This window comes from Pradoshia eiseniae (genome assembly GCF_002946355.1).
Lineage (GTDB): Bacteria > Bacillota > Bacilli > Bacillales > Pradoshiaceae > Pradoshia > Pradoshia eiseniae.
On sequence record NZ_PKOZ01000001.1, the window covers coordinates 314,692 to 330,258 of the forward strand.

Consider the following 15,567-nt stretch of genomic DNA (forward strand, 5'->3'; position numbering starts at 1 on the left):
TAAGTCTATTATATACTTCTGCGAAAAAAGGGTACAACAGCTGAGAAATTTCTTGCTTTTTCCAATGCACCCGTGTAAATTATAATTAAATGAATATTCTAATAAATCTTATCGAGAGAGACGGAGGGACGGGCCCGATGATGTCTCAGCAACCGCCGATGTTTGTGTTCGGAAAGGTGCTAAATCCTGCAAGGCATGTTTTTTCGTGCCTCGAGAGATAAGAAGGAGAATTAAGGATCAATAAGTCTTCTTCTTGGAAGACTTTTTTATTTTTATTCGGGAGGGTCAGCATAATGACTACATGGAAGATTGAAACAGTATTAGCCCAAATCGGCAATCGCAGTGAAACACATACAGGCACGGTGAACCCGCCCGTGTATTTCTCAACGGCATACCGGCATGAAGGAATTGGACAATCGACAGGCTATGACTACACCCGGACAGGAAACCCGACAAGAGAGATTTTAGAGAAAGCAATCGCAAAGCTTGAAGGCGGTGACCAAGGGTTCGCCTACAGCTCTGGCATGGCGGCCATTCATGCTTTACTCACGCTGTTTGAACCGGGAGATGAGATTCTTGTCTCTGCTGACCTTTACGGAGGTACATATCGTTTGTTTGAGAAAACATGGAGGAAATATGGCATTTCCTTTGTCCAATGCCAGTCCTATGAAGATTTTTCCGAAGCCATTTCAGAACGAACAAAAGCCTTGTTTATCGAAACGCCAACCAATCCTTTAATGCAGGAAATCGATATCCGCGCACTTGGTAATCTGTGTGACGAGAATCGTCTATTACTGATTGTCGATAACACATTCTATACACCTATCCTGCAGCGGCCGATTGAGCTTGGCGCAGATATCGTTGTTCATAGCGGCACGAAATATTTAGCCGGCCATAATGATGTCCTGGCTGGACTAATCGTCGCAAAGGGTGACGATATTTGCCTGAAGCTAGATGAATATCAAAACGCGACAGGTGCTGTTCTCTCTCCTTTTGATTCCTGGCTAGTGATGAGAGGCATGAAAACACTTAGCCTCCGGATGAAGCAGCATGAAGAGAATGCCAAGAAAATTGCTGCCTTTCTAGAGGGAAGGGAAGAGATCATAGATGTCCTCTATCCAGGAAGCGGGGGGATGATTTCCTTCCGTATTCAGTCGGAGGAATGGGTCAATGACTTTCTGAAGGGCCTTGGCGTGATTACATTCGCTGAAAGCCTTGGTGGAGTGGAAAGCTTGATGACCTACCCGGCGACGCAAACCCATGCTGATATTCCAGAGGAAGTTAGGATTGCAGGCGGCGTCTGTAATAGGCTGCTCCGTTTCTCTGTCGGCATCGAGCATGCGGATGACCTCATTAATGATCTTAAAAGCGCTTTAGAAGCCGTCACCAGCAAACAAGTGAAGGCTTAAGATGATATTAGGAGTCAGTCCTATTTTATAGGGCTGGCTTTTTCATGCAATTGGTTATTTAATAACAAGAATTGAAAAAACGGAAAAGGGAGGAATTATTTTATTTTAAATGGTAGAATAGCTGTAAAATTACTTGTAAAGACATCACGCGATTTTTTTGTATTACCGGATGACAATTAAATCCTACAAGAGGAGTGATCAGGTTGAAAGCGTTGATAAATATTGATTATACATATGATTTTGTGGCGGACGAAGGAAGATTGACTTGCGGTGAGCCAGGGCAACTTATTGAAGATTATATTGTTTCTTTAACGAAGGATTTTATCGAACGGGAAGACTATGTTGTATTTGCGGTTGACGTTCATGATGAGGGAGATTCCTATCACCCGGAGACTCGCTTATTCCCCCCTCATAATATTCGCGGTACGGCGGGAAGAGATTTATTTGGAAATCTGCAAAATGTGTATAATAAGAACAAGGGACGAGAAAATGTACTTTGGATTGACAAAACGCGCTATTCTGCCTTTGCAGGGACAGACCTTGATATTAAGCTTCGTGAAAGAGGAATTACAGAGCTGCACCTAGTTGGGGTTTGCACAGATATTTGTGTTCTTCATACAGCGGTAGATGCTTACAACAAAGGTTATAAGATCATCATCCATAAAGCAGGTGTAGCGAGCTTTAATGCGGCCGGCCATGATTGGGCGCTTGCCCATTTTAAGCATACGCTTGGAGCGGATGTTTTATAAATTAAGGAGGAACCTTGATGAAACGCTATCAAGATGACAGCTTTGCATTACATACAGACCTTTATCAAATTAATATGATGGAAACATACTTCAGGGACGGAATCCATAAGAGGAAAGCCGTGTTTGATGTTTATTTCAGGCGCAATCCGTTCGGAAATGGTTATGCCATTTTTGCCGGCCTAGAGCGTGTGATAACGTATATTAAAGAATTGCGCTTTAGCGAGAGTGACATCGACTATTTGCGCAATGAGGTCGGATACGATGAGGATTTCCTGACCTTTTTAAAGGAGCTTAGATTCACAGGGACCATCAGAAGCATGAAGGAAGGGGAGCTTGTTTTTGAGAATGAGCCCCTCATGAGGATTGAAGCGCCTTTAGCGGAGGCACAGCTTATTGAGACGGCCATTCTTAATATTGTCAATTACCAGACCCTGATTGCGACGAAGGCCTCCAGATTAAAAGTCGTTGCCGATGGCGATCCATTGTTTGAATTTGGGACAAGAAGAGCACAGGAGACGGAAGCGGCTATTTGGGGAACACGCGCCGCCTTTATCGGCGGATTCCAGGCGACGAGCAATGTTCGTGCCGGCAAGCTTTTTGGCATCCCGGTCGTGGGTACGCATGCCCATGCCCTTGTCCAAACCTACCGTGATGAATATGTAGCCTTCAAGAAATATGCCGAATCCCATTATGACTGCACATTCCTCGTGGATACGTATGATACATTGCGTTCAGGTGTACCAACAGCCATTAAGGTCGCAAAGGAAATGGGAGATAAAATTAATTTCAAGGCTATTCGCTTAGATAGCGGTGACTTAGCCTATTTATCGAAGAAAGCGAGAATCATGCTCGATGAAGCGGGCTTTACCAATACGATGATCACAGCCTCCAATGACTTGGATGAAGCGACTATCCTGAATTTGAAGGCTCAAGGTGCCAAGATTGATATGTGGGGTGTCGGGACCAAGCTCATCACCGCTTATGACCAGCCTGCTCTTGGTGCCGTTTATAAATTGGTCAGTATAGAAGGCAAAAACGGAGAAATGGCAGACAGAATTAAAATTAGCGGAAACCCTGAAAAAGTGACGACACCAGGCATGAAAAATGTCTACCGCATCATTAACCGAGAAACGAAAAAATCAGAGGGAGATTATATCACGCTCGAAGGTGAAAACCCACAAGAAGAAAAAACACTGACGATGTTCCATCCAGTGCACACCTTCATATGCAAGGAAGTCACAGATTTTGACGCAGTGCCTCTTCATGAAACGATTTTCGATAACGGTGAATTGATCTATGAAACACCTGAGCTGACGGATATTCAGAAATTCTCCAACGATAATCTGTCCGTGCTCTGGGATGAATATAAACGCTTCCTCAACCCTGAGAAATATCCAGTTGACCTTAGTCCGAAATGCTGGGAAAACAAACGTGTCCTGATTCAGGAAGTACAGGATCAAGTCAGGCGGAATAGAGAGCTTATCAAAAATTGGAAAAGTGAATAAGAAGTAAATAGAGAACAGGCGGAAGAGAAAACTTCCGCCTGTTTTTAATGGCTTCATGTAAAGAAAGGAATATAATAAATTCAGAATTTATAAAATAATATACTTTTTCTGTGAAAGCTATATTATAATCGGGCTGAGTTAACAAAAGTAAATGATTTCAAAAAAATATATCGAGAATATCTTTTGAATGTTAAAAAACATTATGCCATTATCCATCAAATGAGGAGTGAAAGAAGTGAAATTTGATTATTTGTATCATCCTTATCAGTCTCAAAGAAACACGGTTGTCGCAAAAAAAGGGATGGTTGCCACATCACAGCCATTGGCCGCGCAGGCAGGCCTTGAGATATTAAAATCAGGAGGAAATGCCATTGACGCAGCGATAGCCTCAGCGGCGGCACTCACTGTGGTGGAACCAACCTCTAACGGAATTGGCAGTGATGCGTTTGCTCTCGTTTGGGCAGATGGTGAATTGCACGGCCTTAATGCAAGCGGTCCAGCCCCGCAATCGATTTCTATTGATGCCTTACAAGAACTGGGACATCAATCCATCCCCGCTTACGGTGTCCTTCCGCTTACTGTTCCCGGTGCTCCATCCGCTTGGAGCGAGTTATCAAAACGATTTGGAAAATTACCTTTAACTGATGTTTTGGCACCGGCAATACGATATGCAGAAGAGGGATACCCTCTTACTCCTGTATTAGGGAGGAATTGGTCCATAGATTATCAAAATTTCAAGGAAATCTTCAAGGGCCCAGAGTATAAACCGTGGTTTGATACATTCGCCCCCAATGGCCGTGCTCCTCAAATCGGCGAAATCTGGTCTTCTCAAGGCCATGCACACACATTGAGATCGATTGCCGAGACGGCTGGAGAAAGCTTTTATCGAGGAGCTATAGCAGAAAAAATAGCAGGGTTTATTCAGGACCATAATGGCTTTCTTTCCCAAGAGGATTTAGCGGCATATAAAGCTGAATGGGTCAAACCAATTTCGGTCCACTATAAAGGATACGATGTGTGGGAAATCCCGCCTAATGGACAAGGTCTTGTTGCCCTTATGGCTTTCAATATTTTGAAGGGCCTTGATTTAAATGAAAAAGAATCAGTGGATAGCTACCATAAACTAATTGAATCGATGAAACTCGCCTATACTGACGGAAAAGCCTTTATTACTGAAGAATCCAAAATGCCTCACACCGTGGAAGAACTTTTATCAGAAGAATATGCGCGCATGCGCAGGGAGTTGATTGGCAAAAAGGCAATTGAGCCAGCGCCTGTAAGGCCTCCTTCTGGCGGTACAGTTTATCTGGCAGCGGCAGATGAAGAGGGAAATATGGTTTCCTTCATTCAAAGCAATTATATGGGATTTGGTTCCGGGATTGTCATACCTGGCACAGGAATCAGCATGCAAAATCGCGGCCATGATTTTTCACTTGATCCCACACATCCAAACTCGCTTCAGCCAGGCAAGAAAACTTATCATACCATTATACCTGGGTTTCTGACGAAGGATAATGAAGCGGTCGGTCCCTTTGGAGTGATGGGCGGATATATGCAGCCACAGGGTCACCTGCAAGTGATAACCAACACGATTGATTTTCATCTCCATCCTCAGGCTGCGCTTGATGCTGCCAGATGGCAGTGGATGGAAGGGAAAACAATCATGGTGGAACCTGGATTTCCTAATCATATCGCACAAGCCTTGGCCAGGAGAGGCCATGATATTCAAGTGGCGACCGATACAGGAAGATTTGGACGGGGACAGATTATTTGGAGGAATCCTCAAACAGGAGTTTTGTTTGGAGGAACAGAATCAAGAACAGATGGATCCATTGCTGCTTGGTAGATGGCATAGGGCAGGTTGAATAGATAGGATGAGTCTATTCAATCTGTTTATTCGTCTGGTTGTTTTGTTAGACTGTTAGTCTATCCCTTGAATAAGATAATTAATGTATATCGAATAATAGGAGTTAATAAATTGTCTTGCTTTGTAGTTGGTAAATAGTGGAGGGTTGAAGCCGATGAGCGTCCTCCGGATGACTGGGAAAGGGGTCATCGGCAGGGAAAGAAGAAAAGGATGGTTCAGGCTTATGGACTTAAGTACCCTAAATCTGCAACTAATGGCTAAAGATTTCATGGCATTAGGAAAGCTTTATGAATTATGCCTTCATGCCCACTGAGGGAGATGATAAGAACTTTAGGGCCTAGATTGCTTTGCCGCTGGAAGGACAAAAACAGATAAAAGTCATCCAAGTAATAGAGGACAGATTTTTTTGTTTCAATGTCACTTAATGATAGTTATGAAAGTGACTTAGTAATAAATGTCCTGTATGATATATATTTTAGCTGTAATGGTTTAAATGTTGGAAAGTAGGGTGATTGCATGACACAATGGCAATTATTTTTAGCGTTTTTTCGAGTAGGAATGCTTGGTTATGGAGGGGGGCCTTCATCCATACCGCTTGTTCATCAAGAAGTGGTGAAGAAATACGGATGGATGGATGATGATGAGTTTGCGGATGTACTGGCGCTCGGCAATACCTTGCCTGGGCCAATCGCAACGAAAATGGCTGGCTATATAGGATACCGCGTTGCAGGCATTACTGGAATGCTAAATGCTCTCCTGTCTACAATTCTGCCGACGATTGTCCTAATGATTGTATTGTTAACGACGGTCGCTTCATTTAAGGATTATACATGGGTGAAAGGGATGACAGCGGCAGTCGTTCCGGTGGTAGGTGTAATGCTAGCTGTTTTAACGCTTGATTTCTATCGTAAATCAGCTGCAACGCTCGGATGGGTGAAGTCCCTGGCTCTGATAGCTGTCAGCTTCGGATTGATTGAATGGCTTGGCTTGCATCCTGCCATATTGATTGCAGGTCTCCTATTGGCAGCCATCAGCCAAAAAGATAAAGCGAAAGCAAGTGAAAATGAAGAGAAGAAGGATAAGCGATGATGATTTACTGGCAAATATTTTTGGCGTTTTTTATACCAGGCATTCTCGGATATGGCGGAGGTCCGGCATCCATCCCATTGATTGAAAATGAAGTGGTCGATCGTTATGAATGGATGGATGTTAATGAATTTAGCGAGGCGCTTGCCATTGGCAACGCACTTCCAGGTCCAATTGCGACGAAAATGGCTGGTTACATAGGATATCAGGAAGGCGGCTTATTGGGAGGAATTATCGGAGTGTTTGCGACAGTAGCTCCTTCCTTATTCTTAATGATTGTGCTGCTGGGGTTTTTGTACCGTTATAAGGAGTCACCGAAGGTAAAGAGGATGACGAGCTATATACGGCCCACAATTGCTGTACTCCTCGGTGTAATGGCATTTAATTTTTTCTCCACCTCCTATGAGGATTCAGGTATTTGGCAAACGATATTCTTGGTGGTTAGCAGCTACTTGCTGCTGGAAAGATGGAAGGTTCATCCTGCCTTCGTCATTATGGGGGCTATGGTGTATGGCGCCTTACTGATGAGCTGAGAAATTATGCCCCGGTCTAATTCGGGATGGTAATTCTTTATTGTGCCGTGTGTATAAGTAAATATTGTGAATATTCTATTAAATTATTTACGCGTTAACGCATTAATGTTAAAATGGAGATGTTATCGTACGCGATGACCTCCTAGTAGGATACACTTGGAAACCGTCCCTGATTGAGATGTGAGGGGCGGTGTTTTTTTGTCCTCCATTTTAAAAGTCTTGTGGTTATATGGCTGTCTCTAAATGTTGAAAAAGCGCGAAAATAAATAGGTTTAAATTCAGTAAGGTTGGCATATAGTCGTGCTGGTCATCTTATTGTATAATATTGGAAATTAAAGTGAGAAGGTGGGTACATGAATGTTGGTTCGCTGATTAAATATTATCGGACGAAGCTGGGGATGACACAAAGTGAACTTGTTGATGGCATTTGCTCGGTACCTCATCTAAGTAAAATCGAGAATAATTCAAAGGAGGCGAATGAGCAGACTATTGATTTGCTCTTGAAAAGACTAGGCGCCAATTTAATGGAAGTGCAGCAAAAAAATGTACTGATTGAGAAACTGCTAGATGAATGGATCAGAGACATAAATTATTTACAGGTTGAAAAGGCAAGGGGGCTTTATGACCACCTTTCAGGGCTTTCAGAATTTATTGCATATACGCCTCATCTTTATTTGTATGAGCTGTATAAATTGCGCTATTACCTATTAGTGAGAGAGACTGAGAAAGCGAAGGTTCATTATAAGTGGCTTGAGAAGCATAAGAAGAATTTCTCCTACCAAGAATTATATCTACTTCATTACTATCATGCCATCTGCTTAATAGTCCAGAATAAATATCGTCAAGCGAATGACGTACTCGACGAGTTGGTTATTTCACAAGGAGAAGGGGTCACTGCCTCCGGGGATGTGTATTATCATTTGGCGCTGGTGAAATGTCATATTGAGCAGCCAGGCTATGCCATCTTTTACGGCAAGCAGGCATTAACCTCCTTTACGGCAGATTACAATCTTAAGAGGATGCTCCATACCCTGATGATTATGGGAATCAGCTATACAGACTCTGGGATTTATGAGGTGGCGCTTGATTGCTATAACCATTTAGAACGTAATGCGGAAATTCTCGGTGAGGTGGAGATGCTATCCTTGACTTATCACAATATTGGGTATTTAAAGCAAAGGATGGGGAGATTAGAGGAGGCAAGGGATTACTTCAAAAGAGCCATTGATTCTAGAAACGATGATGCCTCTTCTTATATGGTCAGCCTGTATGCCTTTGCGGAAACTGCCTTTTATCTTGAAGACTATCCAGCGGCCAAAGAAAGCTTTGTTTCTTTAAAGAAAGAAGCCGTCCAAGCAGGCACGAAAATCTATCAAATCCTTCCCATGTATTATTTACTCATGATGGAGGGGGAGGAGGAGAAGGCGATTCGATATTTAGAGGAATATACGCTGCCTTTTTTATATGATAAGGAGCTGAGTTTTACAGACATACGGTCAGTTAATAAAATTTTGGCAGATTATTATAAAAAAGAAGGAAAGTTTAAAGAAGCGCTGCAATATACTTATATGGATTAAAGTTAGAAGGAGGAATAGAGATGAAAAAAGCGCCTATCCTGCCGCCGGTAACTTAATACATTGAATAAGAATACATGAATGAGCCGATTGCAGCGAGCAATCGGCTTTTTATTTATAGCTCGTGCATAAGTTTTATTGGGAAAACAAAAAAGTGCTAGGTACAAACACCTGTTTTCTTTTTGAAGTGCTTGGTACTTCTTCCACGGTAAAAATCAAGTGAATTGTAGAAAAATAATGAAATAAGTAAAATTATGTAACGGAAATCTCGACTTTTGATTGGGAAAATTTATAAAATTCAGAATTATTAAATCTATTAATTGGCAATTATAGTAAAATCGCTCCGTTTTCAATAAAAAAAATAATTACTATACTAGTTTTACATCAAAGAGAGTTACATAGGGATGATTAAGTGAGAGGAGAGGAAAATATGAAATCAAAAAGGTTAATTAGTACGGCCGTGTTGAGTTTAGCAATGGTGTTCACTGGAGCCAACTTCTCATCCGCAGCAGAAATGGAGAAGGCGCCGAAAGAATCTGCCCAGAAGGAAACTTTCCGTGTTTTAATCAAGGGATCTCAGGCAGAACGGACACAGACGAAAAAGGATGTTGGAGTCCATCATGATTTTAAAGGGCAAGGGTTTACAGTCGATGTTTCAGCGGAAGAATATGACAAGCTAGTCAAAAATGATGAAATTGAAGTTAAGAAAGTACCAGAATTCAAGATTGCCGCAACTAACCAATTGAAGGCTACATCTAATCCTTCCACTCGCGTACCTTGGGGAATCAAAGCCATTTATAATAATAGCTCTCTTACATCTACTTCGGGCGGAAATGGAATTAAGGTAGCTGTATTGGATACAGGAGTATTGAAAACACATAAGGATCTATCGTCCAATGTCGAGCAATGTAAAGATTTTACGACTGGCAGCACTTACGTAAATAACTCTTGTGCTGACCGGAATGGACACGGAACACATGTAGCTGGGACGGTTCTTGGAAACGGCGGAGGCGGCACCGGAGTCTATGGTGTTGCACCTCAGGCGAAGTTATGGGCCTATAAGGTTCTAACAGACAGCGGTTCTGGATATTCGGATGATATCGCAGCTGCTATCAGACATGCGGCTGATCAAGCCTCCTCCACTGGTTCTAAGCTGATTATCTCCATGTCACTCGGCTCAAGTGCTAATGATTCCTTAATCTCCAGTGCGGTGACCTATGCACAAGGAAAAGGGGTTCTCATCATTGCAGCTGCAGGCAACAGCGGCTCTAGCGCTAATACAATTGGATATCCAGGAGCTCTTGCCAATGTCGTGGCAGTCGCAGCGCTTGAAAATGTGAAAGCTAATGGTACTTACCGCGTAGCCAATTACTCTTCCCGCGGCAATCCGAATACAGACGGTGATTATGTAATTGGTGTAAAAGATATCGAAGTCTCAGCACCAGGGTCTGCTGTTGAATCTGCTTGGTATACGGGTGGATACAACACAATCAGCGGTACTTCTATGGCTACACCGCATGTTTCAGGCTTGGCTGCGAAAATATGGGCGTCCAATACTGGATACTCTGCCAATCAAGTTCGCACCGTTCTTCAAAACAGAGCAAAATCCAATGACATTCTAGGAGGTATAGGCGCTGCTTCAGGTGATGACTACGCCTCTGGTTTTGGATTCCCTCGAGTACAATAATAAAGGTATAAAAGAGCAGCCTCCATGGACTGGAGGCTGCTTGTCATACATTAGGCCGTATCTTGTCTGATTGACAAGATAACACGGCTTTTTTGGTCTAAAAAATCCCGAAAAAGGAATTGGTTATAATGAAAATATGGTTTCGATTAAGAGAATCGATCAATTTATTTCGTTTACTAGCCAAGAAGGGGTATTTATGTTTATATCAGCTGGGAATCATGGTCATTGCTCTATGGACCTTAGCCTCACTTGCCATCACCTACCGCAAAGTGTTCCTGAATCCATTTGAAGCACTGACAGTTGATGAAATGCCGGCAATAGACCAAGGATGGTTTGCCGCTATGATGACCAATATCGTTTCATCAGAAGCAAACCGGATTATAGGAAAGGGTCTTTTGTTCTTGCTGATTTGGATTCTACTATTTTTATTTATCCCGCTCGCAACACGGAGCCTGAAGCGATTTCGACTATTCCAATTTGAGCTTGAATTAGAAGACCGAGATGAACAGGAGTATAGCGGGCCGCTGGATATGACGGACAGATTACAGCTTGTGAGTGACCTATTTAGCGATAAAAGCAAGGGCACTCTCTATTATTTTTATGATGAGCAAACAGGCAAGGCCGATTATGAAGGAGCCATCGCTCATTTCCTGGAAAAATACGCAGCAGAAGGATTCCAAAGACAAGGGGTCGGCATCAATTGGGCTTTATATGAATGGTCTGTGCTTCCGGATGAATGGATGCGTCCAGCTCAAATATCTGCCGAAAAAGGGGAGCCATATATCGAGAATCAAAAAGTCTCGATAAATTTAAAAAAGAAGAATATTGTGGTTTATACGCATCGTCATTTGGATAAATTACTAGTATCCATTTTTTGGAGCTATACTTGCCGTTTTGATTTCATTGAACAGCAATACTTGTTCATGTTGAATCAGTCTGTAGCAGTGCAGCTCGAGAATATAGAATATGTATGCTGGATAGAGCGTATAGTGAACCAGGATGCTATTCAGGAATGCGCTTACGAAAACACAGAAGGAGTGGGTATTCAAGTTGGTGGATAATATCGTCTTAAGAGCCAGATATAGTGCAGAGAAATATAGACAATTAGCGAAGATGTGCCATGACGGGTCGAATGAAGGCATCGTCGAAAACAAACCGTTGCTAGAGTGCGGATATACAAATGAAAAAATCTATTATAAAGTGAAATAAACCTTCTAAATTGTGCATGCTGATTTGGGAGGTTTATTTTTTTGTTGTGAATGTCTGCTTTGCTTCATTGTAGGAAGATGGCTTATTCGCATGCCCGCTCACACAATTGGCTTTGAGGTAGTGAATCTTCAAACGATTAAGTATGGGAAAAGGATGGTCAAAAGGCGGGAGAAGCGAGGCAAAGCCCACGCTGTTCCCAGGCTTCATACGGGAAAGGTGGGGAAAAGGGTGGCCGAAGGCGGGAGAAGCCAGGCAATCCCAAGGCTGTTCCCGGGCTTCATACAGGAAAGCAGGGAACAGCCTGGGCAAAGGGTGGTCGAAAGGCAGGAAATACATGGTCAACCTCTCCAATTCCCTTTCAAAACAACTATCTACTGCATTTGATCTTGCAATATATGCCCTGCTTTTTTCACTGCTGAATTTCTGCCGTGAGCGAAATAGTACATCAAGATGCCAATGAAAGCGATGGCTCCCATGGTGAAATACAGTCCGCGGTAGCCCGAGAAAGGGATATATAGCCCTTGCAGGAATGGTCCGAGACCGATACCTATGTCATACATAACGAAGAAGGTTGACGTGGCAAGGCCGATTCGATGTGTTGGAGCTTCTTTGACGGCGATGGTTTGGGCGCTCGATTGGAAGGTGCCAAGGCCAATGCCCATCATCGCTCCTGCTAGGAGAAGCATGCCGCTGTTCATTGTACCGCCGAGGATTAGCAGACTGAGCGCATATAATAGCAGCGAAGGGTAGATGACGAAATTCTCCCCACGCAGGTCAAACCATTTTCCCGTGAATGGTCTTGTGAGCAGGAGGCTGGCTGCATACACGACAAAAAAGAAGCTTGCGGCTCCTGCCAGGCTGATTTCTGCTGAGAATGATGTCAAGTGAGATAGCACACTTGAATAGGTGAAGCCGATAACGCCGGCTGTGACGGAAATCGGGATGGCAGCGAATTCAAAGTAGTCACGAAGTTTATTGCTTTTTAGGGCTTCCAATTGTTTCCCGGAGAGTGCCGGCTGCTCATATCGCAACAAAATGGATGCAACAAGGCTGAAGAAAGCAAATACCATGCTTACGGTGAAGACCATCGTAAACTCATAGGCGTTACTGATATAAAGGCCGATAAATGGTCCAATAGCCATGGCAATATTCGTACTGATGGCGAAGTAGCCCATTCCTTCTCCTCTTCTGGATGGAGGAATAATTTCAGCGACAATGGTGCCTGTAGCTGTGGAAGCAACGCCAAATGCAGCACCGTGGATAAGCCTTAAGCCTAACAGAGTGAGCAAAGTATCAGCCGTAAAATAAAATAGGGTCGACAAAAAGAACACAGAAAGACTAGCAACGAGCAATTTTTTTGGACCAATCACGGCTATCCATTTGCCGGCGAAGGGCCGGACGAAAACGGCGCCTATGACAAATATGCTTGATGCGAGCCCTGCGATACTAGGGCTTGTGTGAAATTTGCCGATTGAATAGATGGTTAATGTAACCATCAAGCTGTAAAAACAAAGAAAAATAAATAAGTTCGTGAAGGCGATGAGCAAGAAATCCTTCGTCCAAAGCCTTGGTTTGTTCATAGTCAGTCCACATCCTCTTGCTGCAATTGTTTTTGTATTTTTTTGATGACGGTCATGGCGATCTCCAGTTCTTCCTCTGATACATCAGCAATCACGGTTTTCTCATAATTGACGGTTATTCCTTTGCAAAGTTCGTATATCTCTTCTCCGGCGCTTGTCAATTCAATCCGTTTTAAACGTTTATCATTGCTTTCAAGCTGAGCAATCAGCTTTCGTTCCTCCAGCCGGCTCACGGTACGTGTGACGGTCGGCTTTTCTACGTTCAAGTATTGGACAATCTCACTTAAGGTTGCCGGGCCATTTCCTTTCAAGAAATGAATGATAGCCCATTGCGAATGAAATATGCCATGAGCGGCTAGCTGCTCGTTTAAATTCTTAGTAAACGAGCGAGATACTTGTAAATACTGATGGAAAAAATGATGGAAATCTGTCATATGTTCACCGCCTATATAGTTACCTGGGTAACTATACTCTTTTAGGAGCTGAAAATCTACTGCTTTGCTCGGAATAAAGAAGAGATGTGTCTTGCATGTGCCTAATAGCTTAAATAAGACGGAATAGTTGTTATCTTCCTTGTTTTTGGGTAAATAATGGTATGTTTATTCCAATGCAATCATTTTGAAAAGGATAGGAGCAGGTATATGAAAGAGCTATTCATCATGCTGAAAAAAGGAAATAAAAGTGCAATTATGGCGGCAATCGTGAATTTAATCATATCAATCATTAAAGGGGTCGCCTATTTATTCACCGGGAATGTCGCATTATTTGCTGAGACGCTTCATAGTTTGGGAGATTCCGCTAATCAATTCTTTGTCTTCATCGGTTCTGCTCTTTCAAAGAAGGCACCGACAGGAAGATTCCCAAATGGGTTTGGCCGATTAGTTAACCTTGTGTTGCTTGGTGCTGTCCTTATCGTCGGAATCATGTCTTATGAAACCATTAAGGAAGGATATCTCCATATTATCAAGCCGACAGAATCCAGTTATTTTCTAGTCAGCTTAGGGGTGCTATTCATCAGCGTGGTCCTTGAGACCTTCGTCCTCTTGAAGGCGATGCGTGAAATTATGCATGAGACTGGTGAGGAAACAACGGGAATTTCGTATTTTTATAAAAGCTTTGGGAAATACAAGGATGCCAAACCAGCAACAAGACTTGTGTTTCTCGAGGATTTGGTCGCAACGGTCGGCGGGCTGCTGGCGATGATAGCCATTGTTATTTCACATTATTCACCGTTTCATGCTGCTGAAGGAATTGCGTCCATCATGATTGGAATTCTCATGCTGATGGTTGTGGGGAAGGTATTTCTTGATAATGCTGCCGGAGCGCTTGGGGAAGCAGATGAAGTGATGGAGCAATATATCGGGGATAAGGTCATTAAGGAGCAAGGAATCCAAGATGTTCATGATGTCGTCGTCATTAAAGAAGGCGAGGATTTCCATGTCGAAGTCAGTGTCGAAATAGATCCAGGAATGACAGTGGCAGAAATGGATGACATCAAGGATCGCTTGAAGAGCAAGATTCTTCAGGAAAAAGGTGTTGTTGATGTATTAGTTGATTTTGATGAAGATGATGGGATACGAACGTGGAAGAAATCGAGTGAACCGCTCAAAGAAGTTTATGAGGAAAAATGAATAGTCTAGATTTCGGATATTAGGGGGTGCAAAAGTTGGAGAACAAGAGAAAAGCGCTCATTATAGGAGCAACTGGGCTGGTTGGAAATGAGCTTTTACACAGATTGCTTGATTGCGATGTTTATGACAAGGTGACGGCTCTTGTACGCCGGCCGACAGGAATATCAGATTCAAAGCTGCATGAGAAAGTCATTGATTTTGATGAGATGGGGCTTGTTGTCGATGAGTTTGCGGTTGATGATGTATTCTGCTGTCTTGGGACGACCATCAAGAAGGCCGGGTCACAAGAAGCTTTTCGGAAGGTCGATTATGATTATCCGCTGAAGGCGGCCGAGCTGGCGAAATCCAAGGGGGCCAGTCAGTATTTGGTCGTTTCGGCAGTAGGGGCAGACCCGACGACGAAGGTATTTTATTCGCGGGTAAAAGGGGAGCTTGAGAGTGCGTTAATTAAGCTTCAGTTTGATTCCCTGCATCTTATGCATCCTTCCCTGCTGCTTGGGGACCGGGATGAATTCCGGACAGCTGAAGCATTGAGCGGGTATTTAAGTCCTGTTGTTTCTCCGCTTCTAAGAGGAAGGCTTGCCAAATTTAGGCCAATCCAGGCGGAGGACGTCGCTGCCGCTATGCTCCAGATTGCTGCAGATGGAGAAAGGGGCACGAATATCTATGAATGGCCTGAGCTCCAGGAAGCAGCAAGGAGAAGGGCATAAAGAAAGGCATGAATGTGATTTTACATT

At 43.2% G+C, this 15,567-nt stretch carries 16 protein-coding genes and 1 riboswitch; of the genes, 13 read left to right on the forward strand and 3 right to left on the reverse strand.

The genetic code is table 11. The features are described 5' to 3' along the window. Positions 1 to 105: 105 nt before the first annotated feature. Positions 106 to 224, forward strand: a riboswitch (SAM riboswitch). A gap of 69 nt (positions 225 to 293) precedes the next feature. The 11 genes from CYL18_RS01570 (at position 294) to CYL18_RS19165 (ending at position 11,619) form a co-directional block, all read left to right on the forward strand. Continuing rightward, complete coding sequence (locus CYL18_RS01570) at positions 294 to 1,409, forward strand: methionine biosynthesis PLP-dependent protein (RefSeq protein ID WP_104847709.1); 1,116 nt, start codon at positions 294 to 296, stop codon at positions 1,407 to 1,409. A gap of 194 nt (positions 1,410 to 1,603) precedes the next feature. Further along, complete coding sequence (locus tag CYL18_RS01575) at positions 1,604 to 2,158, forward strand: cysteine hydrolase family protein (RefSeq protein WP_104847710.1); 555 nt, start codon at positions 1,604 to 1,606, stop codon at positions 2,156 to 2,158. Positions 2,159 to 2,175: 17 nt separating this feature from the next. Next, positions 2,176 to 3,663, forward strand: coding sequence for a nicotinate phosphoribosyltransferase (locus CYL18_RS01580; protein ID WP_104847711.1), 1,488 nt, complete (start codon positions 2,176 to 2,178; stop codon positions 3,661 to 3,663). Between the two features lie 235 nt (positions 3,664 to 3,898). Beyond that, the gene (locus CYL18_RS01585; RefSeq protein WP_104847712.1) at positions 3,899 to 5,509 is read left to right on the forward strand and encodes a gamma-glutamyltransferase family protein; all 1,611 of its coding nucleotides are present in this window, start codon (positions 3,899 to 3,901) and stop codon (positions 5,507 to 5,509) included. Between the two features lie 175 nt (positions 5,510 to 5,684). Beyond that, entirely contained in the window at positions 5,685 to 5,843 is a 159-nt protein-coding gene (locus CYL18_RS19160; RefSeq protein WP_161497054.1) for a hypothetical protein, read from the forward strand. A 203-nt stretch (positions 5,844 to 6,046) separates the two neighbouring features. Next, positions 6,047 to 6,619, forward strand: a complete 573-nt coding sequence (locus CYL18_RS01590) for a chromate transporter (protein ID WP_104847713.1) — start codon at positions 6,047 to 6,049, stop codon at positions 6,617 to 6,619. Beyond that, entirely contained in the window at positions 6,619 to 7,149 is a 531-nt protein-coding gene (locus tag CYL18_RS01595; protein ID WP_104848321.1) for a chromate transporter, read from the forward strand. The genes CYL18_RS01590 and CYL18_RS01595 overlap by 1 nt, the downstream gene beginning before the upstream one ends. Before the next feature lie 353 nt (positions 7,150 to 7,502). Then, on the forward strand, positions 7,503 to 8,726 hold the full coding sequence (locus CYL18_RS01600; RefSeq protein ID WP_104847714.1) for a tetratricopeptide repeat protein: 1,224 nt from the start codon (positions 7,503 to 7,505) through the stop codon (positions 8,724 to 8,726). Positions 8,727 to 9,153: 427 nt separating this feature from the next. Continuing rightward, positions 9,154 to 10,410 (forward strand): S8 family peptidase, encoded by a 1,257-nt coding sequence (locus CYL18_RS01605; RefSeq protein ID WP_104847715.1) that lies wholly within the window; start codon positions 9,154 to 9,156, stop codon positions 10,408 to 10,410. A gap of 128 nt (positions 10,411 to 10,538) precedes the next feature. Continuing rightward, positions 10,539 to 11,471: a hypothetical protein gene (locus tag CYL18_RS01610; RefSeq protein ID WP_104847716.1), complete on the forward strand. Its 933-nt coding sequence runs from the start codon at positions 10,539 to 10,541 to the stop codon at positions 11,469 to 11,471. Then, on the forward strand, positions 11,461 to 11,619 hold the full coding sequence (locus CYL18_RS19165) for a hypothetical protein (RefSeq protein WP_161497055.1): 159 nt from the start codon (positions 11,461 to 11,463) through the stop codon (positions 11,617 to 11,619). The genes CYL18_RS01610 and CYL18_RS19165 overlap by 11 nt, the downstream gene beginning before the upstream one ends. A gap of 33 nt (positions 11,620 to 11,652) precedes the next feature. Here the strand turns inward: CYL18_RS19165 and CYL18_RS19430 are convergent, their stop codons facing one another. The 3 genes from CYL18_RS19430 to CYL18_RS01625 are packed head-to-tail and all read right to left on the reverse strand — an operon-like array spanning position 11,653 to position 13,633. After that, complete coding sequence (locus CYL18_RS19430; RefSeq protein ID WP_146102799.1) at positions 11,653 to 11,955, reverse strand: hypothetical protein; 303 nt, start codon at positions 11,953 to 11,955, stop codon at positions 11,653 to 11,655. Positions 11,956 to 11,990: 35 nt separating this feature from the next. After that, positions 11,991 to 13,199: an MFS transporter gene (locus CYL18_RS01620; protein ID WP_104847718.1), complete on the reverse strand. Its 1,209-nt coding sequence runs from the start codon at positions 13,197 to 13,199 to the stop codon at positions 11,991 to 11,993. Positions 13,200 to 13,201: 2 nt separating this feature from the next. Beyond that, positions 13,202 to 13,633 carry a MarR family winged helix-turn-helix transcriptional regulator gene (locus tag CYL18_RS01625; protein WP_104847719.1) on the reverse strand — a complete coding sequence of 144 codons (432 nt, stop codon included), beginning with the start codon at positions 13,631 to 13,633 and terminating at the stop codon, positions 13,202 to 13,204. Between the two features lie 207 nt (positions 13,634 to 13,840). Here CYL18_RS01625 and CYL18_RS01630 point away from each other — a divergent pair, with 207 nt between their 5' ends. Further along, positions 13,841 to 14,830 carry a cation diffusion facilitator family transporter gene (locus tag CYL18_RS01630; RefSeq protein ID WP_104847720.1) on the forward strand — a complete coding sequence of 330 codons (990 nt, stop codon included), beginning with the start codon at positions 13,841 to 13,843 and terminating at the stop codon, positions 14,828 to 14,830. A gap of 35 nt (positions 14,831 to 14,865) precedes the next feature. Beyond that, positions 14,866 to 15,540, forward strand: a complete 675-nt coding sequence (locus tag CYL18_RS01635) for an oxidoreductase (RefSeq protein WP_104847721.1) — start codon at positions 14,866 to 14,868, stop codon at positions 15,538 to 15,540. Positions 15,541 to 15,567: the final 27 nt, after the last annotated feature.